This window comes from Nocardia terrae (assembly GCF_009760405.1).
GTDB lineage: Bacteria > Actinomycetota > Actinomycetes > Mycobacteriales > Mycobacteriaceae > Nocardia > Nocardia terrae.
Map to the genome: position 1 here is coordinate 400,070 of NZ_WRPP01000003.1, position 22,189 is coordinate 422,258.

The following is a 22,189-nucleotide window of genomic DNA, read 5'->3' on the forward strand; positions in this document are numbered from 1 at the left end:
TAACTCGACCGACCACTCAGAGATTACTGGCCGCCGACACCGATGCCACACTCGTCCGGCCGGTTTCACTGCGAATGTCGTTGGCGGAACCGATGTTCCAGCCCCGGCAGGTAGACGGACGCGGGCATGCTCGAGGTGGTCCGCTCCACCACGCCGTCGTCGGCGACGTAATGGAGGGCGCGGTCGATCACCAGCTCGTCCGGATCGGTCGGCACGTAGACCATCCATCCGACCGAAAGCCGTTCGGCGCGAAGCCGATCCAACGGGTAGGCGGGACTCTCCTCGCCCGCCGCCCGGACATGGTGACGGACGGCCTCCAGGGCGTCGGCCTCGGGCAGCGGCTCCGGGCCGAGGCGGGCCACACCGGCGAGAGTCAGGGCGTAATGCGCCGCGTCCAGGTTCGCGTCGGCGCCGAAGACCGCGGCCAGTGCGCCGTGCGTGACATCGTGACGTTCTGCGGCGGCCACCAATTCGGCTACCGCGGAACGCTGTTCGGGAGTCGGGGCCTCGGCGACCAGGCCCGCGATCACGTCGGTGACGGTGGCGGCCGTCCAGATACCGGGCACCGCGGCGGCCACGTCGGCGGCGGCCGGGGACTCGCCGCGATACCAGCGGCCGCGCTCCCACCAGTAGCAGAAGGTGAGCATGCCGCCGACCGCCCGGGTATTCAGCACCGGGTTGGCGACCCATTCCGGCGCGCCCGCGTAGAGCTGCGGCAGGGCCGCGCGGCCGTTGTAGGCGGCCGCCAATTCCGGTGCGTTCCAGACACCTCCGGACAGCACCGCGCGGCCACCGGGCAGCAGGTAGAGCGAGGAGCCCGAGCGCTTTGAGCCCTCGAACCAGCCGAAGGACGGCAGCAGGCGAGGACCCCATTCGGAGCCGATCGCCACGAAGGCGGCGGAGATGGCGGCCCAACGCGACCACAGCAGCGGCAGACTCGGGAAATCACCCTCGGAAACCACGGGAAGGTAACCGGATTCGCGATCGGCGCGCGCGGCCACGGCGGCCTGTCGGGGATCTCGGGACTGGCGGTCGTCGTGGCGCAGATAGGCGGCCAGCCACATGGGGAGGTCGTCGCGCGGGTAGGTCCGCAAGTCGGCAAGGTAGTCCGCCGGGCCGAACAGCTGGTCGGCCGGGAACGGCTCGTCGCCGTAGTCGTGATCGACGTTCAGCTCACCGGACGCGGTCAGCCGCAATTCCAGCCGCCACCAGGGATCGCCGAGATCGGCCGAGAGCCGACGGTGTTCGGCGACCTGGGCGAGGATCTCGGCGGACGGCGTCACCGTGGCCTGCCGGTCCTGCTCGTCGGAGAAGACGACCCGGGAGCGCTGACCGGTCACGGTGAGCGCGAAGGCGGCGTCCACCCGGACCCAGCCCGGCGGGCCGAGTTCCTGGAGCCCCTGCGCGATGCGGTGCGCCAGGCCGCGGGCGCGCTGCGGAATGTCGATGACCGGCGGGGTCAGGCTGAAACCGATGTCCGGGTCGGCGCTGAATCCGATGTCCGGATCGGAATCCTCGGGCACGCTGAGGGTTTCGACCGGATCGGCGATCCCGGCGGCCGTCGCGCCGGTGTGGTTCTCGTTGTTCCCGGTGGGGGTGGTCACGCGCTCTTCTCCGTCAGCCCTGCTCCGTGGACCCCTGCTCGCGCGCGGCCTTGCGGTCCTCGCGTTCGTCGAACCAGTTGTCCATCTGCTCGCGCCAGCGCTCGGCATTGCTGCCGTCGAGCTGGCCCTCGAGGGCCCGGCGGGCCACTGCGATCAGTTCGGGGGCGGCGTTCGGGTAGGCCTCGGCGATCGCCCACAGGGCGTCCTCGGTGTCGTCGTCGAGACCGGTGGCGGTGTGGACGCCGCGACCTTCCAGGACGTGTCCGAGCACCTCTTCGAAATTCGCCCGCAACTCGTCGTCACTGGGATAGCCGTGCCGCATGTCCCTCTCCTCCCTCTGCCGAACCGGATCCCAGCATCACATATCCCGGGCGACCACGCGGTTGCAGGAACCGTAAGAATCGGCGAACTCGACCACGATCACCCGAAGATTCCCGCCCGCCTCGCCGGATCGCCGAGCACATCACGGATCAACAGGCCCAGGTCGGCGTCCTGCGGGAGCGTGCGATAGCGGACCTCACACTGCGGAGTGCCGCCGACGCCGACCAACAGGCGGTTGAAGCCCTGCTGGGTGCGCTCCCAGAAGACGTCCGCGCCCAACCGGTCCACCTCGATGCACTGATCGCCCACCCGCAGCACCAGACCGGCCTGCTGGTCGCGATAGAACGCCACCCGCAGACCATCCAGATCGTCATAGACACCGGCCAGCGATCCCGCGCCCACCGGGGCCGAGTTCAGTTCACCGGTCAGCGGATTCAGCATGGCGAACTCGCCGAAGCCGGAATGCGAGCGCAGGTACACCCCGGCGTCCGAGGATGCCGGGCCCGAGGCGCGCGGGAACCGGCCCGTGCCGCGCGAGCGCCCGCCATCGGCCCCGCCCGCGGGCCGGCCGCCGGGCGCACCGCCGCCCATCGGCCCACCCGGGAACCCGCCGGGCATGCCCGTAGCGCCGGTTCCGTTGGCACCGTTGCCATTCGGGGCGACGCCGTTCTCGTACCCGCCGGACGGGCCGCCCGGGACGGCATTCCACCCCGGAGCACCCGTCGGACCGTGCGGCGCACCACCATTGGGTCCACCGGGACCGCCGGGGGTGTGCGGGCCGTGCGGCGTCTGGCCCGGATACTGCGGCGAACCCGGGTATTGGGGGTTCTGTCCGTCTGGTGAGCCCGGCCACTGCTGCGATCCGTTGGTCCACGGCTGGGATCCGTTGGGCCACTGCTGAGACCCATTGGGCCACTGCGGCGAACCACCCGGGTCCTGCGGACCGGGCCACGAACCCCACGGCGGTTGTTGCCCGCTCGGCGGCACCTGACCGCCCGGCCGGCCCGGATCCGGCGGCGTGGGCACGCTCCCGTACGGCGGAATCACCGGCTGCGGCATCACGGGCTGCTGCGGCATGACCGGCGGCTGCGGCATCACGGGTAGCTGCGGCTGAGCGGGCATCCCGCCACCCGACATTCCCGGCTGCCCCGGATCCGACGGCGCGCCGGGCTCGCCCGGCGGCAGCGGATACGGCTGCTGCGGCTGCGGCTGATACGGCGGTGCCGGCTGCTGCGGCGCCGACGGCTGATCCGCGTCCGGCGGCAGCGTCCACGGCGCGGCCTGCTGCGAAGGCTGCGGGGTGTACTGCGGGAACTCAGGATCGAACTCCCGCGGCACCTTCGGCAGATGCGACCGCACATGTTCCCAATTCATCCCCGACCGCTGCGGATCCGGCACAGCCCGCCCCTCCGTCTGGTTACCGGGGTCGCCTCCATCCCCCTCGGTCTTCCCACCGGCCGCGCCCGAGCCCGCTTCGACGGGCGGAACGCCACCATTGTCCGTGCCTTCGGAAACCCTGGGCGGCAATGGCCTACCGGGCTCAGCGACGTGCTTCGCCGAACCAGAGTCGTTCCCGTCGCCGTCGCTGGCCTCGGAAACCTCGGGCGGCAACGAGTTACCGGGCTCTGCGGCGACCTTCGCTGGGCCGGAGCCGGTTTCGGCGCTCTCGCCGGTACGGCCTGTCGGCCCGGCGCCGTGCGGAGTTCCCGTACCTGTGGCGGGGACCTCCGGCTCGGATTGGGGTGGATTCGGTACCGGGGCAGCGGAGTTCGGGTCCTGGGGTTCGATGCGGGCGGCCTCGGGAGTGCCGGTGGGCAGGCGATCGGCTTCCATGGCCGCGACCGCCCCGGGCGGGATGATCGGAGGGTTGGGGCTGGGGATCGGGTCGGCGGTGGGGTCCTCGCCGGTGGTGCGGACCTGGGTGACGTGGGGGTTCGGGTCAGGGTCAGGCTGGGCGGTGCCTTCGCCGGAGCCATCGCCCGGCTTCGCGCCGCCGGGGGTGGTGTCGGGGCCCTGGGGGCCCGAATTCGGGTCGTGGGGCCCGGTTTCCGGGTCGTCGGGGGTGGGGGTCGGGCCTGAGCCGGGGCGCGGGATGTTGTTCTCGACCCATTCGGCGAGGGCGTCGGCGTGGTGGGAGCGCTCGGCCGCTGCGCGGAGGTCTTCGAATGCGGTGGCGCTGCCCGGGCCGTTGGCCAGGGTCGTCTTGCCCTCGAGTTCGGCGATCGTCGGTTCGAGGTGGGTAGGCGTGAGATCGATCTCGGCGACCTGCAGGCCCGTCGCCGCACGGAAGTCGGTGATGGCCTGGCGCAGGGCGGTGCGGGCGTCGGCACGAGCCGCGGCGGCGGCCTCGTGGGGGGTGACGGCGGCGCGGTTCTCGGCGGCGAAGAGCCGCTTCAGTTCCGTGGACCAGCGGTCGGCGGCGGCTCGGGCCTGGTCGACGCGGTCGACGGCGTCGCGCAGGGCCTGGCTGTGGGCCGCGAACTCCTGCGGATCGGTCGGTTTCGGGGCGGTCATGACCGCGTCGCGGTCGGTCTGGGCCGCGCGGAGTTCCTGTTGCGCGGCCCGCGATTCCCGGCGGGCGGTTTCCAGAGGAGTCTCGGCGGCGCGAGCCTGCGCCCGCGCGTCCGCCTCGTGCCGGGCGATGAGCTCCTCGATCTGATGCACCCGCACCGCCGCGTCGTGCAAACGGTCGATGCGCGGGCCGAGCTCGACCTGTTCCGCGGGCGTGTGCGCGCGCTGGAGGGCCTCGTCGAGGGCGGCGCGGAAATGCTCGGGGGTGAGTTCCGAGGCGTTCACCCGCACGCCCTCCAGGGCGCGCCCGCGATCACGCAGCGCCTGGTCGAGTTCGCGGCGCAGCGTGTCCACCGGGGCCTCGTCCGGCCAGGCGTGGGCCATCAAGGCTCGGTCCAGTTCGTGCTCCGCCGTGTGCAGCCGGGCCTCGGCCTCGTTGTAATGCTCTGCGGCCGTGCGTAGTTCGGCGACCATGGCCAAGTGGTGGGCACGCGCGCCCTCGTGCACGGGCAGCTGCTCGAGGTGCGCGATGGTGGCGGGCAGCCGCCGCGGCGTCAGATCCGCGGCGTCGACCCGGCGGCCCGGAGCGCCCTCGAGATGCGGCGCGTGGGCGTCGGGGTGCGTGATCCGCGACAGCGCGTAGTTCCGGACCTTACCCGCACGCTCGAATTCACCGCGGGCGGCATCGAGTTCGGCCGCGGCCCGGCTCGGCAGCAGGTGCTGCGGATGTGCCGACTGCTCTTGGGTCGCCGCGTCGGCCCGGTTGTAGTCCTCCGCGAGTTGCCGCAGCTCCTCGATCTGCGCCGCCCGTTCGTGAACCTGCGCCCGCAGTTCCGCGACGGCCGCGCGTGTTTCGGCCTCGGTCGGCCGCTCGAATTTCTCGATCTTGCCGTCCCGGTAGGCGTCGTAGGCCTTCTCCAGACGCTTCGGATCGTCGCCGAGCTCGAGGCCCTGCAGCTTGCCCCACGCGGTGTCGACCCACTGCGGGTCGGCCAAATGCGGTGGCTCACCCATCAATTCGGGACTGAAGTCGCGAAGCACGACGGGCGCTTCCGGATCGTGGATGGGCAACTCGCCCTCGGCGACGCGCGGATCGGTGCTCGGATCGAATCGCAGCTCGGGGTGGTACGGGTCGATGCCGCCGAGCGTGCGCGCGTATTCGGTCAGCGCGGCGATGGCTTCGGGCCGCTCGAGCTCGCGGTGCTGCATGTTGTTGAACGCCCGCAGCAGGGCCTTGGGGTCGATGCTCTTGGCATCGGGCTTGAACAGCTGCGTCTTCTTGTCGTACTTGGCCGGGAACAGGTCCTCCGGCGCGACGCCCAGCCGCTCCGCGAGCCGGTCGCGGGCGGCCAGCGCCGCCCGCTCGTCCACGCCGCGCACCGCCTTGGCGTAGCGGACCAGATCCTCGACCGCCTGCAGGCGGCGCACGTCGCGCAGCTTGGGGTCGGCCATGGCCTCGGCCAACCGCTCCGGGCTGAGCTGAGAGTGCTCCACACCCAGCCGGTTGGACAGCTGTTGCAGCGCGGCGTCGAGGTCGTTGAACGACTCGATGGCGTCACTGCTGCGCATGAAGTCGGCGACGCCCTCGATCTGCGCGGCGTGCAGGGCATTGTCATGCTGCAGGCCCCTGATGGTGTCGGCCAGCTTGTCGGGGGCCAGGTCGGCGGGATCGACCCCCAGCTTCTCGGCGAGATCGGCACGCGCCGTCGCCAATTCGTGCCCCTCGAGCGGGGTCCGTTCCGGTGTCGGGTGCGCGGCCGGTTCGGCGGGGGCGTGCTCGACGACCCGCCACGGGCCCGCCGGATGGTCGCGCAAGGTGGTAGCCGTGATCTTCTGGCCTCCACCGAGATCGGGCTCGTGGAAGCGCACCTCGGGCGTGTGCTCGGGGACGACGCTCACCTGCCCGTGCTCATCCATGGTGACGGTCCGGAAATCCAGCTCGAGCCGACCGTCGTTGAGCTGACGGCCGATCTCGGGGTGCGCGGCCAAGTAGTCGGCCAGTATCCGTTCGTGGGTGCCGTCGGCGCGAATCACCGTGAGGCGCGGCGGATCACCCGGCAGGACGGAGACACCGTGGTCGAGGGGTGCGCCATCGTGCTGATCGGTCCAGGTGCGGGCCGCGTCGTGGGCCAGGTCGTTGGCCGAGGCGCGCAGTGCGTCGTCGGCCCGCACGTATTCGTCCACAGCGTGGCCGAGGTCGACGACCTGGTCGGCGTGTTCGCGGACCGCCATGCGCAGTTCGGCGATGGTGTGCGGCAACCGTTCCGGGGTCAGCTCGTCGAGACCCACGCCGAGCAGCTGCGCCCAGTTGCCGCGCTCCTCACGGACCTGGTCGCGCTCCAGGCCGCGTTTGAAGTGCAGGTCCTCCTTGCGGTCCAGCTCGTCGGGCGTCAGATCGTCGAAGTTGCGGGCGGGCTCACCGCCGTTGGGCGTGCCGGACCATTCGAGAGCGGTGAACAGCCGATCGTCCTTGCCGATCAGCTTGAGCTTGCGGGCCAGCCGCGTGGCCGCCCACTCGTGCCGGGTCGGATCGCTGTGCACCAGCTCGCGCAGGAAGCGGCCCAGCGGGTCCTTCTCGAAGTAGTTGATATCCCGGCTGAACGGGATGGCGGCGTCTTCCGCGTTGTAGCGTCGGGCGGCATCGTCCAGCGCCTCGATCGCACCGGCCCGGCGCTTCATCACGTACGCCTGTTCGTCGACCAGGCGGCGCAGGGTCGCTGGATCGGCGGTGCGCACGTCGATGCCCTGGCGTGCGGCCTGCTTCAGGACCTCGCCCAGAGCCTGGTCGCGAGCGTCGAGGCCGTCGGCGAGTGTCTTCGGCAGCGAGTCCCGAGCGGTCTGGGGATCGGGCTGATGCGCGTGTAGCGCCGGATCGGCCTGTTCCCCAACATCTCCGGCGGGGTCGACACCCGAGGGCAGCTGGGGCAGCGGGTCGCGCTGGTTGACCGCGGCGGGGTCGGTGGTGGGGTCGGGACGCTGTCCGGCGGCCACCGGATCGTCCTGGGAAATGCCCGCGAAGGCCAGGTCCGCGGCGGCGCGCGCCCGGGTCGCGTCATCGACCTCGCTGAACCACGGCTCGTACTCGCCGCCGTCGCTGGTGCGCATGGGCACATGTTCGGTGGCGATGTCCGGGACGCGCGCCGTGAGGCGGTTGACGAACGGCAGGTCCTCGCGGGCCTTCCAGAACGTGAAGATCTCCTTGCCCAGGCGCGACGGATTGATGGGGAGATGGGAGATGAAGTCGTTGTGGAAGACGTTGTCGCCGAAGAAGTGGAAGAGCTGCTTCTGGCCCTGACCGTCGATGCCCGAACCCGAGGCGTACTTCGGGTACTGATCGTTGTATCCGCCTCGGATGAGGTCCCAGAGGCGGCGGCCCAGCGACGGGCGGGCCGGCGGGCGCTCGGCCGGGAGGCGGTCGCCCGGTAGGGCCGGCCGCGCGGCCGGTTCCAGGTGCTGGACACCGTCGGCATCGGTGCGGACGGTGGCGTGCACACGCTCGCCATTGATCTCGAGCGCCAGGTGCCGCGGTGCGGCAGGGTCGGGTTCATGGAACGTCGCGGCCATCAGATCCGCGACATCGGCTGCGCGCCGGACCGTTTCGTCGCGCAGCTCGGTCACGATGGCCGCGCGGTGCACCGGGGCGAGCCGGTCGGGGTCGACACCGAGCAGGTGCGCCCATTCGTCGCGGACCTGGGCCAAGCGCACCCGCTCCTGCGGGTCGGTCGCGGCGTCGTGGCGGGCGGCGGCCTCGTCGAGCGCCTCGATCGCACCGGCGCGCAACATGTTCCGGTACTGCAGCTCACCGGCGACCTCGGGCAGACGCTCGCGGGTGAGGTCCGCGGCGGACAGGCCGAGGCGAGTGGCGATGTCCTGGCGCAGTTGGTCGAGGGTCAGCGCGCGCGGCTGGTCACCCGCGTAGTGCGGAGTGTCCGACCACGGTTCGAGCGGAAGATCGCGCACCGAGCCGTGAGAAGTGTTCTGCCCCAGGGCCTGCCGCCCCGCCGCGGCCTCGGCGGCCTCGGCCTGGCCCAGGCGATCGGCGATCCCGAGATCGCGCAGCTCGGCCTCGAAGGCACGCAGCTCACGCGGATCGACCTCGGTGCGCCAGTACTCCTCGCCACCGTATCGCTCGTCGGTGCTGAGTGGGCGGAAGTCTTCGGGAGCCCGCATCGACCCCGGCCCGGACCCAGTGGCCGGATCGCCGAAGAACCCTCGCGCCTTGGCCATCTCGGCCAGCTCCTGCAGCGAGGCGAGCGCGTCCGGCCGCTTCGACAGCGGCTCGACCATGCCCAGCCCATCGGCCAACCGGGCCAGATAGGCGAGCTCCTCCGGAGTCCTCTGCCGCGCATTGTGTTCCATCGGCGCATCCGCCAGGAAGTCCGCCACCGCCTTCAACGTCGGTGACGCCACGGCCGGATTCACCGAAAGCGGCTCCCCCTCCGCAGCAGGCACCACCTCAACCGTCGCAGCCTCCGCAGAGGGCGGCGGCAACTCTACTGTCGGGTCCTCGGAACCCCTCGGCGGCGACTCCACTGTCGGATCAGCAGAACCTGTCGGGCCCGATCTCGGCGGGAGCTCGAGCGTCGGATCGCCCGAGCCCACAGGGCCTGAGCCACTGGGAAGTTCGACAGTGGGATCGCCAGATCCCTTCGGCCCCGGCTTCGGCGGGAGTTCGACTGTCGGGTCGCCGGAACCCGCGGGGCCCGAGCCCTGCGGAAGCTCCACGGTCTGGGCGTTCGGGTCCGGGGTGCCGGGGCCCTTGCCCGTCGGGGGCTCCCCGTTGTTCCCGGGGTTCTGGTCTTCGCCGCCGGAACCTGAGCCGGGGTCGGTGTCGCCGCCGGAACCCTTGCCACCGCCGGAGCCCGGATCGCCGGACCCACCGCTCGGCTTACCGTGGTCCGGGTCCTGCCCGCCGTCCGGATCGCCGGAACCGACCGGAGGCTTGCCCGACCCATCGTCGCCGCCCCTGCCCGCACCACCCTGCTGGGCATTCTTCGCGGGATCCGTTGGATCTTCGGCATTTCCGGATCCGTCGGACCCAGGTTTGCCGCCCTCGCCGCCAGGTTTCCCGCCCTCATCGCCGGGCGTACCGCCGCCGGTCGGAGGCGCGCCCGAGCCGTCGGAGCCGGGCTCGGCGGGGCCGGAGTCGTCGCCGGAGTTGTGGTTGGTGACGTGCTCGTCGATCCAGTTGGCGAAATCTTGTGCGCCGTGCAATTTTTCGGCGGCTCCGCGCATGTGGCCGATGGCGCTGAGGGTGCGGGCGGCGTCGCGTGGGTCCGTGACACCGGGGACGATTCCGGCGCGGTCCGCCATGCGCGGCATGGCTTCGGCGAAGGCGTCGCGGGTGGCGAGATCGGATTCCTCGACCTGGATACCCGTTACTTCGTGCATGTTGTCGATCGCGGCACGCAGGTCGGCGTGGGCGGCGTCGACGGCTCGGGCCGCGGCGGCCTGCGGGGTGTCGGCGGCATTGCGGGCGTCGGCGGCGAGGTGGTCGACCTGGGCCTGCCAGCGCTCGACACGGTCCTGGACGTCGAGGTAGTGCTCGGCGACGTCGGCCAGGCGCAGGCGGCTGCGCTGTTCCGGGGTGAGTTGCTCGGTTGGGGTGTCGCCGAATTCCCTGCGGGTGTCGGCGATCCAGTCGCGGGTGAGGTCCGCATCGGTGAGTCCGAGACCGGCACCGGCCGCGTCCACGGCCACCTTGGCGATATCGGCGTCCTGCACCGCGTAGCGCAGTTCGCGATCGGCCTGTGCCTGCGGCGACTCCCCCGCGCGAACCGACTCGATCGGCTCGGGCCGCACCGCACCTTGGAAATCCAGGGCGGTCTGGTACCGAGCTGCGGCCTCGCGCAGCGGGGCGAGCTGTTCAGGAGCGAGTTCGAGCCCACTGACCGGAAGGCTGCGGGAGATCTGATCGAGCTGCCTGAGGATCACCTCGGGGTTGTCACCGAACCGGGCCGGCGCCTCGACGGCCGCGGCGACTAGATCGGCTCCCGCTCTGTCGACTTCGCGCGCCCAGACCTCCGCCGGTGTCTCGCCCGCGCCCCTCGCGGTCTCGACGGCCGCGGCCACTCGCGCCTCGCGATCGTTGACTCGTGCCTCGGCTTCGTTGAATTCGGTTGCGGCCCGGCCCAATTCCGCGATGTGCTGCGCGGAGTTGAGCGGGTGGCCGTCCTCGCCGAGCCGGGCGGCCAAGTAGTCCAGGGTGCCGCGCAGTCGCTCCGGACTCAGGTCGCTCGCGCGCAGCGGCCGTTCCGAGCCGGTGTCCAGGTGATTCACGGCGGCCTCGCGCTGACCGAGTGCCCGATCGCGGGCCTGGTGCGCCTCGGCCAGGTCGTGTGCCTCATCGAGCGGATGTCGCTGTGGCACAGCAGGTTCCGGCGTACTGGTGAGCGTTCGATGTTCAGCGGCCAGCCGCGCCAACGCGTCGATATCGACCTCGCGCGCCCGGACCTCCGCGCGCATGTCGTTGACGATCTGCCGGAGCTCAGCCGGTTTGGGTCGTTCGTCCGTCTCGATCCGGCCGTCACGGTAGATCTCGTACACCTGGGCGAAACGGGCGTCGCGGACGGCCTTGACCACCTCGACGAACTCGGGCGCGGACAGCGGGTGTCGGTTGGGGTCGAACCCCATCCGGTATTCCGGGTAGGCCAGCCGAGGATCCCCGTGTTGCAAGGTGTGCAGTGCTCGGCCCAACTCCGCCGGCGTCATCCGAGCGTGCATGCGCTTCAGCTGCTCGTCGTAGAGCTTGACCGCGCGAGGGATATCGTCGACATCCACCCCCAGCAGATGCGACCAGACCTCCGAGGCATGCGACGGCTCGCCGGAAAGCGGTGGCTCGCCGACGGTTTCGCCCAGCAGCCGGTGCAACAGCTCCGGCGCGGAGTCCGCGTGGATGGGCAGCTCCCCGTCGGCCGCGCGCGGATCGGTGCTCGGATCCAGGCGCAGCTCCGGATGGAACGGGTCGATGGCGCCGAGCGCGTGCGCGTACTCGGTCAGCGCCGCCACCACGTGCGGCCGCTCACCGTCGCGACCCAGCGCGTCGTTGATGGCGCGGACCACCGCGGGCGTGTTGTTGGACTTGGCGTTCGGCCCGTAACCGACGACCTCGGTCTCGAGTTCGTTCTTCTCGTGCTTGGGTCCGTGGAAATCCTCCGGCGCGACACCGAGCCGTCGGGCCAGCCGGTCCCGCGCCGCGAGCGCCGCCCGTTCATCGGTGTGCTTTCGCAGTTGATCCGCGTAATTCAGCAGATCGCCGATGGCCTGCCTGCGGCGCGCACGCTTCGTCCCCGGATCGGCGATCGCCTCGGCCACGCGCTGCGGCGACATCTCCGCCGGATCGATGCCCAGCACGTGCCCGAGATCGCCGAGCCGGTCGTTGAGTTCGTGGAAGTTGTCGATGGCGTCGCTGCTGCGCATGTAGTCCGCCATGCCCTCGATCTGGGCGGCGCGCAGCAGATTGTCCTGACGCAGTTCGGCGATCTTGCGGTCGAGGTCCCCGCCGAGGTCGATGCCGAGGCGGGCGGCGGCCGCATCACGTTCGGCGCGCACCAGCTCGGGATCACGCGGCGTGCCGGACTCTACCGGGTTCGAGTGCTCCGGTTCGGGCGTGGCGTGTCCCTCGGGCCGGACGACCTCCCAGGGACCATGGCTGTCGCGCACCATGAGCATCGGGGCGCGGTCACCACCCAGGTCGGGGTTGTGGAAGCGCACCTGCGGGGTGTCGCCCGCGTCGACATGCACCCGGCCGTCGCGCTCGTCGAAGGTGATGTCGCGGTAATCCAGTTGCAGCTCACCACGATTGAGCATCCGGCCCAGTTCCGGATACGCCGCCAGGGCCTCGGCCAACCGGGCATGGTGATCCTCGGCGCCACTGAGCACGACGAGCCGGTTCGGTTCGCCGGGGTGCTCGCCCGGGCGCACACCGACCGCCTCGTCGAGCATGACGCCGCCGCGCTCGTCCATCCAGGCGTGCGCCGTGCGGTCGGACAGCTTCTCCTGCTCGTGCGCCGACTTCTCGTCGAGCTCGATGAAATGCTCGACAGCGGCGGACAATTCGGTCAGCCGGTCCCGGGCGTCACGCACTGCCATCCGCTGTTCGGCGATGGTGTGGTCGAGTTCGGCCTTGGTCGGACCGAGTTCCTCCAGACCGATGCCGAGCGCCTGGGCCCAGTTCGACCGCTCCTCGCGGATCTGATCCCGGTTCAGCGCGTCCTGGAAGAGCTCCCCGCGCTCACTCTGCCGGAAACCCTCGTCCGCGTCCTCGAAGTGGTTGACCCACTCACCGTTGTTGTTGGTGCCGACCGCGTCCAGGAAGCTGGGCCGGACCGGCTCCGGCTGGAACTTCTTCGACGGATCGTCCGGTGCCGCACCGGCCTTCGCCCGCCGCTCGTCGGCCTCCCGTTGCAGGCGCGTCGCCTCGGCGACCGGATGAACGTCACGGACGGCGCGGGCCAGCGGGTTCTTGTCGTTGTAGGCGACCGGACGCGACGGAACCTTCGCCTCGAGGCGATTGAACTCGTGCCCGACATGGTTGAGGGCCTCGATCGCGCCCGCCCGTCGGAGCAGCCGATACGCCTCCTCGGTGACCGCGCGGCGCAAGGCTGTCGGATCGCCTCCGGAGAACTCGATGCCGTGTTCACGGGCCAGGCGCGACAGATCGCGGAGCGCGGCGTCACGGGCCTCGGCCGCATGGGCCACCGGCTCGGGCAGATTCGAGGCCCAGTGCCGTTCGGGTGGGCCCGGCAATTCCGGTGTCACCGTGGGTGATTGCTGCTTGCGCTGCTCGACCCCGTCGAGGTAGTCCGCCGCGGTCTCCAACCCACCCAGGCGCGCGCTGGCCTCGAACTCCGCGCGCAGCTCGGGATCCGCGTCGGTGTACTCGTAGACGTACTCGCCGCCGTCGCGGGTTCGCAGGGGCACCTGCTCGGCCGCGACATCCTCGACGCGACTGGTCCCGTACTTCAGGAGCGGCAGGCGTTCGCGCTCCTTGTACATCGACCAGCTCTCCTTGATGAGGCGAGCGGCGGGAATCTCTGCCATCTTGTCGGGGAATTCGTGACCCTCGATGATGTGCAGGATCGGGTCCGGATCCTCCTTCGGGTCGGTGATGGGGAATTCGTATCCCGCCATGTGCCCGATGCCCCGGACCGCCTCGGCCTGACCGACGGCGTCGCCGCCCTCGTGGTAGCCCGACATGTACTTGGGGTACTGGGCCTGGTAGCCGCCCTTGAGCTTGCGCCAAGCCCGGCGGAACACTCCGACTTCCTCATCCTCCGCGTGGGATTTCGACTTGGTTGGTTCCGGCTCGACGGGCAGCTTCGGGCGGTCGGCCACCTCGAGTCGGTGCGCGCCGTCCGGTCCCTCGGTGAGCTCGACGTGCACCCGGTGGCCGTCGGCCTCCAGCACCAGCCGCTGGCCCGCTCCCGGATCCGGCTCGTGGAAGGTGGCGGCCATCAGATCGGCGACATCGCGTGCGCGGCGCAGGGTTTCGTCGCGCAGCCCGGTCAGGACCCCCTGGGGATCGCGAGCCAGATGCTCGGGGTCGACCCCGAGCAGCCGCGCCCATTCGTCGCGGACCTTCCCGTACGCCTCGCGGCCCTCCGGGGTGACCGCGCGGGAGTGGCGATCCACGGCATCGCTGAGGGCCTCGATGGCACCGGCGCGCAGCAGGTTTCGGTACTGGAGGTCGCCGGCCAGCTCGGACAGGTGCTCCGGGGTGATGTCCTCCGGGCGCAGCCCCAAGCGGTCGACCAACTCCTCGCGCAACTCCGGCAGTGAGAGCAGTCGCGGTTCACCGTCGACGGGACCGTGATCCACCTCCGACCACGGTTCCAACGGCAGCTTCCGGGCGGCCTCGCCCTCGGGACGCTCCACCGGCTTCGGGACGAAACGGTCCTCCTCGGAGAGGTGGCCGAAGTCCTCCGGACGCAGGGCACGAGGCGGGCGGTCGCCCTTGGGATCGCCGAAACCACCACGCGCGCGGGCATTCTCGGCCACATCGCGCATGGCCGCCAGGGGATCGCGCTGCTGGCCGAGAGATCCCTCCATACCGAGCGCGTCCATCATCTGCCGGACGTACTGCCGCTCGGCGGGCGTGTGCTCGCGGACGGCGGGCGGCGCCTCGGAGCGGCCCAGGTAGTCGGCCACCGCGTGCAGGGCCGGGGACGCATCCACCGGATCGGCGGGGATGACCACATCCCGTGCGGGAACGAGCAATTCCTGGGTGTGCGCCCCGGGGAAGTCCGGATCGGCCACCGCCTCGGTGTGCAGGCGCGTATCCGGCAGTGTCGCTTCCGCGGTCGAGCCCGGACCCCGCCCGGGCTCGACCGGGTCCGCGTTCGGATCGTTGAAGGTGACCGGCTCGTCGGGTCGGCCACCGGCGCTCTCCCACAGCCGATCCGCGGCTTCCCTGGCCTCCTGTGCCCGGGCCGCCGCATCGGTCGCGCGGTTCTCGTAGTAGGCGTGGTCGGCACTGCCCTCGGTCATCGAATCGGCGAGGCGACGCATGAATCTCGCATGCTGGTCCGCCATTTCGGCGTTCCAGTCGGCCTGGATCGCCTCCTGGCGCTGCAACCAGGGACTGCGCTGATCGGGCTCGGGCCCGGCTGCCGCGCCGGGGGTTTCGGGCTGCTCACCACCACCGGCGGGCGACTCACCGCCGTTCGGCTCCGGCTCCGGACTGGGCGCGGCCTCGTTGCCGGGCGTCGGCGGCTCCTTGCCACCGGCTCCCCCGGCGGCCGGATCGACAGGGCGCTCGCCGTCGGCCCCGTTGGAGCCTTCGCCCTCGGATGCATTCCGGCCGGCGTCGTCTCGGCCGCTGCCCTCGGACTCGCCGAGGCCGCCGATCTTGTAGTCGCGAGCGCGAGGACCGCCCTCGTCGCCGCGTTCGGTCTTGCCCGGCTCGGCGGTGGATTCCGTGTCACCGGGGCGGCGCCGGGGTTCGACCGGGGCGGACTCGTCGTGTGCGCCGCTCGGCCGCGAAATCGCGTCGGGCGGCATGTGATAGCCGGCGTCGATGTGCGCGTGCTCCGCCATGCTGTCCATCAGGTGCCAGTACAGGACCTTCGCGGGTTCGGAGGCCCGCTCGCCGTTGTACTCCACCTCTTGGAACGCCTCGGCCATCGCCTCGGCCGCGTTGAACTCGTATTTGCGACCGAGGCCCAGGCGCTCGGCCCCGCTGCGGCTGTATCCGCTGAGCTGATCCAACCATTCTCCGAAGGCGGCGCGGAACTCCTTGCGGCCCAAGTCGGGCCGGGTCGCCTCGAAATGGTCCCGCAGGACCTGCAGCGCGGTCTTGGACGGCCGAGTTCGGATCGATCCGGGGGTGCCCTCGATCTCCATCGCGTGTGCCATCTCGTGCACGATCACCGCGTGCACGGGGCGGAAATTGGCACCGCGCGGCGTGATACCGGCCTTCACCTCGGCGGATATCGCCTTCCGAAGGGTCGCGTAATCGTGCGCGTAGTGCGAGTTCAACACGATCGCTTCGGATTTCAGGGCGGGCTCGAAGCGGCCCGGAACCGGGCGCTCACAGGCGGCGAAGATGTTCTTGTCCGACATCTCCGCGATCTCGATGCGCTTCAGGCTCCGCACGGCCGGGTATCGGCGCATCATATCGTCGACCGCACGCGCGAATTCCCTAGCGACGTGTGGATTCACCGTCGCGTCGTCGAACCCGGAGACTTCGACTCCCCAACGCTCGGCGAGCTCCTGGCCCACCTCCGAGGGTGACATCGACGACCAGTCGTCGAGGGGCAGGTTGATGGTGTGCCGGTCCTCGCCGGTGGCGGCGAGCCACTCCTCCTTGGGCACCCGCGGACCCCGCTCCGATTCCGGAGGGGGAATGGGCTTTCCGTCGTCGTACCCGGAAGGACGCTGTCCACGACCGGGTTCGGCCTCGCCTGCCCGCGCCGGGTGCTCGGACGGGTGATCGCCATCGGAGGAATCGGCGCGCTTGTCGCGAACCTCCTCGGCCCGCAGTTCTTCCGGGCGGGTCTCGCCCGCGGGACGCACCTCCTCCGGGCGCGGTTCGTCGGGTCGGCGCTGTTCGGATCGCACGGGCTCGCGCTCCGGATCGGTGGCGCGGGGTTCGGCGGCTGCCGGTCGCTCCGCCGCAGCATCTGGGTGCTCGTCTTCCCTTGGACCAGAACGGGATTCGGCAGACGACTCACGCGCGAGCTCGGGATCATGGACCGCCGCCGATGCGCGCTCGGTCGTCGGATCGTGGGCGATATCCGGCTCGGATGTGGGTTTCGGCTCGTGCACGGCGTTCGGCTCATCGGCGCCGGCGTGATCGTGCGCCCCGGCCGATTCGCGATTGGCCGTCGGGTCGGGGGTGTGCTCGGCCGGGGGTTCGATTCGGGTGCGGGGGCCGCCTTCCGAGGGGTGCGCGGCGGTATGTTCGGCGAGGGCGTCGACGAGGACCTGGTGGATGACCTTGGCAGCGGGCCGCGCGTTGTCGCCGTTGAGTTCGACCTCGGTGAAGGCCTCGGCGATGGCCTCGACCTTGTCGAGGCGCCGATGCATGGCATCCCGACCGGAGAAGCTGTAACCCGAGAGATTCTGTTCCAGCCAGCGCCGGAAGCCGGCCATATTGCCGTTCTCGGCCGCATAGTGCTCGCCGAGCGCGAGCAACATGCGATCACGGGCTCGGCCCTGGCCGGACGAGTCCATGGCGTGCGCGAACTCGTGCACCATCGTCGCGTAGATCGGGCGGTCGGCCGAGCCCGGCACGTCGTGCCCCGAAGCCTCGTCCCGGCGGATCAATTGGTGCATCTCGGAGGGGTCGCGAGCGTAATCCGCGTTGAAGACGACCTTCTCGCCATACCAGCCGACGGTGGGGCTCTTCTCGGTGGACGAGCGCGCGTAAACCTTGTCCGGCAGATCCCCGATGCCGACCGAACGCAGGTTGGTTCCGGGGTACTTCTCGAACATGGCGTCGATGGCACGTGCGAATTCCCGCAGGGCCTCGGGGTGGTATCGGGAGTCGAAGCCGAAAACGTCGATATCCCAGCGTTGTTCGAGTCTGTCGGCGATCTCCTCGGAGTTCAGGCCGGACCACTCGTCATCGACCTGCAAGGTCCACTCCGGCTTGGGGCCCTCGGAGTCCCATCCGTCGTGGACCGGGTGCTGCTCCGCACCGACCGACGGCTCATTCCGGTCGCCGCCGTGGGCCGGCAGCTCACCATCGGCTCGGGAGTCGGCGGCCTTGTGCCCCACCAGGGCGGGCTCTTCGGTGCGCACGGGCGTCCGCTCCGAATCACGGGCGGGCGCATGCTCGTTCGAACGGCTCGACTGGGGGTGCTCGACGCCGGGACGATCGGGACGGCCGGTCCGCTCGGTGGTCTCGGCCCCAGGCGACGGTCGCTCCTCCGGACGAACCTCGCCGGACTCCCGGTCATTCGGATGCTCGCCACCCTTCGAGGAATCCGTGGGAGCTTCCTCCGGACGCGAGTGTTCCTCGGTATGCGGCTCTCGGTCGGGCCGTGACAGTTCGTCGGACCGCGACCCTTGTTCAGGGCGCGACTCTCGAGCGGACCGCGGCTCCTGATCAGGGCGCGGCTGCTCGGCGACCTGCGAAGGATCCTCGACGCGCGGCTGGTCTACCGAACGCTGATCCTCCGAATGCGGCTGATCTTCGGAGCGTTTCGGATCCGGGCGCGACCGATCCCCGGGGTGCGACGGATCCTCCGAGTGCGGCTGGTCTACCGAGTGCGGCTGGTCTACCGAGTGCGACGAATCCTTCGTGGCGCGGGCCGGTTCGGGCTCGGCGGGTGTCTCGGATTTCTGCTCGGGTGGGAGCTTCTCGTCGGCGGCGTCCTTGGACTCGGCGGACTGCGTTTCGGGGCGGGCGTGCCGGCCGAAGTACGCCGGATCGAGGGAGGCGCGGGTCTTGGCCGCGAGCGGGTCGACGGCCGTGCCATCGGCCTTGAAGAGGATGGCGTGGGTGGCCTTGGTCTCGCGCGGGATTTCCGGCGGGAAGCCGTGTTCGCGGCCGACCGCCGGGTCCAGGACCTTGATCTCGCCACCGTCATTGACCAGCAGATAGGCGTGGGCGCCGACGCCGTGCTCGTCGGCGGGACCGGCGTAGCGGTCGACGACCAGTGCGGATGCGCCGTCACCCAGATCGCGCAGCCGCGCGGCGACGGCCTCATGATCGCCGAAGGTGCGCAGCCTGCCGCCCGCACTCGCGACCACCTCGGAGATGGACATGCCCTCGGGGCCGACCTTGCGAACCGGTGGGTGGATGGAGTCGTTGCCGGTGAGGAACTTCAGCAGGCGCAGGGACAGTTCGGCGCAGCGGCCGTGATTGGAACTCGCGGCGTCGGTGGTCTGCTCCGGCTCCGAATCACCGTGCGACGCCACGGGATCCGATTCGTCATCGAGCTTGCCCGGATGGGACGTGGCGCCGTCCCCACGCTCGGGCACCCCGCCGCGCTGTTCGGCGACGCGCTCCGAGGAAGCGGAGCGGTCCGATGCGCGGTCCCCGCCGACTGCCTCGTGCGGTCGCTCACCCGCGGGTCCCCGATGCTCCGGCGTTCGCCCGGGCGTGTGCTCGCCGAGCGGAACAGATGCGAGCAGCAGTGCCGCGTCGGCAGCGTTCGGCTCGTGACGATTCCTGGGCTCGTTGCCGTCGTGGTCGCGTTGATCCTGGTGCGCACCAGCGGATTCCGGATGGCGCCCGGCGGAATGCTGCTGCTCGGAAGACCTTTCCGTCGGCGGCCGCGACCCCTGCGAACCATGCTCGGGCCCAGCCGGATCTGGTCGGCCGGTGCCGGCCTCCATGTCCGCGGGGCGGTCCCCGAAGCCATCGCGCGATGCGGCATGGTCGCCCTCCGGCTGCGAATCACTCTGCCGCGAACCCGGATCGTCCGCCTCGCGGACCGGATCCTCACCCCTGAGCCCGCTTTCATCACTCATCGGCGTGGACTTCTCACGCTCCGGCGCGGGTTCATCACGCTCCGGCGCAAGGTCGTCGCGTTCGGGCGTGAGCTCGTCGCGTGGTGGCGCGAGATCGTCTCGGCGCGGGGCGGATTCGTCGTTCTGCGATGAAGGTTCGGACGGGTGTTCGGTCCCGTCCCGACCTGCCGACTCCGGGTGGGGGTCGGCAGGATCGTGGGTTTCCGGGACGTGCGGTTCCGGGTCCCGGGGTGCGGTCGGCTCGTGCTGTTCGTCGAGGGCCGACGATTCCGGCTCGGAATCACGCGAGCCACCTTGCTCCACCGGCTGATCGGATTCCGAGTGCGATGTCGTCGGTTCGTGCTCGGGCTCGAGACCTGCCCGGGAACCGCCTTCGTCACCGACGACGGGTTCGCGGATCTCCGGAGTCTCGGTGTCCGGGCGTTCGTCGGACTCGAGTGCCGCTGGTTCGGACTCGGGCGAGTCCGAGTGTCGCGTCTCGGCATCGGTGGGCCGCGGACGGTCCGATTCCGGCTGCACGACAGGGTCTTCCGAAGCCGGATGTGCGGTCGTGGGCTCAACGGTGGCGGGATCGTGGATGCGACCGCCGGCTTCGGGACCCGCGGGGCGGGCCTGAGCGCCGGTGGCGGGGCGAGCCGCATCGGCACGCGGGGCGTCGGCGCGGGCACCGGTGGCATCGGTCGCACGGGCCCCGGTCGGCCGTGCATCGGGAGCCGGGCGGGCGTCCGATGCCGGGCGGGCGTCCGCGGCGGGGCGTCCGTCCGCGGACGGACGCGCGTCGGCGGCCGGTCGGGCCGGCTCGGAGACTGCGCGGGATTCGGGGGCGCTGTGCTGAGGAACCGAGCCGCTCGGGACCTGGGTTCCATTGGAGGAAGCGGTGATCGCCGAGTCCGCGTGGTCTGCGGCCGGGGCCGACGCGGGGGCCGCACTCGCGTCGTGTGCAGTGACCGGAGCGGCTGTTGCGCTCTGCGGAGTGTCCCCCGCGACGGCTGCGCGCGAATCCGGGTTCGGTGCGGCGGATTCCGCGGGGGTAGCGGAGGCGGAACTCGCGTCCGAGGAAGACTTGGATGTTCCGTCGGACGTGCTGCCGGAGGTGCGCGTACCGGTGTCGGCGGTGGCAGAGGAATTCCCGCCGGTCGAAGAGGTTGGGGCGGTTCGCGAGTCGGTGCTCGGGGCGGAGGCCGGGGCGCTCTGAGAGCCCGATCCACCGTTGGTGGCGGGACCGGTTCCCGAGGCGGGCGCGGAGGTGTTCGCGGGCCCGGAGTCGTTGACGGTCGGCGCGGGGGTATCGCGGTGACCCGCTTGGACACCGGATTCCGCAGTGCCGCCCGGGTTTTCCTGGGCGCTCGCGTGCGGCTGGATGCCGGAGTCGGCCGGGCCGTGCGCCCCGGTGTTCGCATCGGCGGGAGTGTGGGACTGGGCGCCGTGATCACCGCCGGTCGCCGCGCTCGGATCGTCGGTCGCGGCCCGCTCCGAGGGCGAACGGGAGTCCGTGCCGCTATAGCCGCCGTTGGCGTTCTGATCGCCACCGGCGGGGTGCTCGGTACTTCCGTCACCAGTGGTCCGGCCGCCATTGGAATCGCCCGCGTCACCAGAGAATCCGGCAGGATGCGTCTGTGGCCCGCCGTTGTCACCGGCGTGGGCAGCGCCGCCCGGATTGCCGCCACCGTTGGCGTTCCCGGCCACATCATTACCGCCGTGCGCGCCGCCGTCGGAGCTCGCGTGCACGTTGATGTTGCCACCGCCATGGGAGCTTCCGCCGAGGTCGCCCGTCCCGCCCGCATCGGGCCGGGAGCCGACATTGAACACCTCGGGAATCCCCGCGCGCATCCGCGCCACTCGCGGATCCCAGAACTGGTGCGCGGCGGTGTGATTCATGCCGGACAGACCGCCGTTGACCATACCGCCGGTCAGCATGCGCGGATCGAAATTGGTGAACGCGTTGCCCGCGTTCTTGAACGCCTCGCCCCATCCGTGCTGATACGCGTCGATACCGAGCTGTGTCGCGGTACCGGCCAGGAATCCTGCTCCGCCACCGGCCAATCCGGCGCTCGTGCCGGTGATGGCGGCGGCCAGGTAATGGTTCATGGCTGACTGCTCGAAGTGCTCGCCCAGCATCTTGCCGACCTTGCCGCCCGCCATACCACCGGCGGCCGAGCTGACGAACGTGACGCCGATCTTGGCCATATCGAAGCCGCTGCGATGCCCGGCAGCTATCTGGTAGCCCTCGATGCCGACTTCCTGCAGCATGCCCAGGCCGGCGTCCAACACGAAGTGCCGCACCATGAATTTCGCCAATGTCGAACCCACCAGCTTGCCCACATACCGCTCGATCGCGGCCAGCGCTCGCTTGGCGATGATGCGCACCGCGACCCGGGTTGCGGCCTGGGCCGCGGCCTCCGCCGCCGGCGCGGTGGGTGGAAAAGCCCATGCCGCGATCATTTCGCCCAGCAGCATGGCCAGCGACGAATAGAACATGAGCTTGGTCGACTCGATCTCGGTGCCGGTGTCGTGCACCGAGCCGCCGATCTGGTCGAAGAAGTCCGCCAGATCCAGGATCGAGGTATTACCGTCCTGTTTGCCGCCGACCCCGGCCATATTGTCGAACTGCTTGGCCATGGCGTCGCGGCCGTCGCCGTCCACGTACGCGGCCAGCGTCGCGTACTTGGCCTCGTCCATCTTCGTGACCTGGCCACGGAGACCGTTGGCGGCGTCCTTCCAATAGTTCGCCAGGTCCCACATCTGGTCTTCGTTGCCGTCGGGCCATTCCACGCCGACGAGCCAGCCCAGCCATTCGAGTTCAGGCGGCAGGTAGAGGGCCATCCGGCGCT

General features: G+C 70.7%; 3 protein-coding genes. All 3 read right to left on the reverse strand.

Annotation, left to right across the window (positions count from 1 at the left end; all coding sequences use genetic code 11):
• Positions 1-65: 65 nt before the first annotated feature.
• A complete protein-coding gene (locus GPX89_RS17265; RefSeq protein WP_198347478.1) occupies positions 66-1,604 on the reverse strand; it encodes a hypothetical protein in 1,539 nt (512 codons plus the stop codon).
• A gap of 13 nt (positions 1,605-1,617) precedes the next feature.
• A complete protein-coding gene (locus GPX89_RS17270) occupies positions 1,618-1,926 on the reverse strand; it encodes a hypothetical protein (protein WP_198347479.1) in 309 nt (102 codons plus the stop codon).
• A 98-nt stretch (positions 1,927-2,024) separates the two neighbouring features.
• Positions 2,025-22,181: a WXG100-like domain-containing protein gene (locus GPX89_RS17275; RefSeq protein ID WP_157388580.1), complete on the reverse strand. Its 20,157-nt coding sequence runs from the start codon at positions 22,179-22,181 to the stop codon at positions 2,025-2,027.
• Positions 22,182-22,189: the final 8 nt, after the last annotated feature.

Coding starts and splice junctions, on each gene's coding strand:
- GPX89_RS17270 (WP_198347479.1), bottom strand. CDS start 1,926: ATGCGGCACGGCTATCCCAGTGACGACGAGTTGCGGGCGAATTTCGAA.
- GPX89_RS17275 (WP_157388580.1), bottom strand. CDS start 22,181: ATGGCCCTCTACCTGCCGCCTGAACTCGAATGGCTGGGCTGGCTCGTC.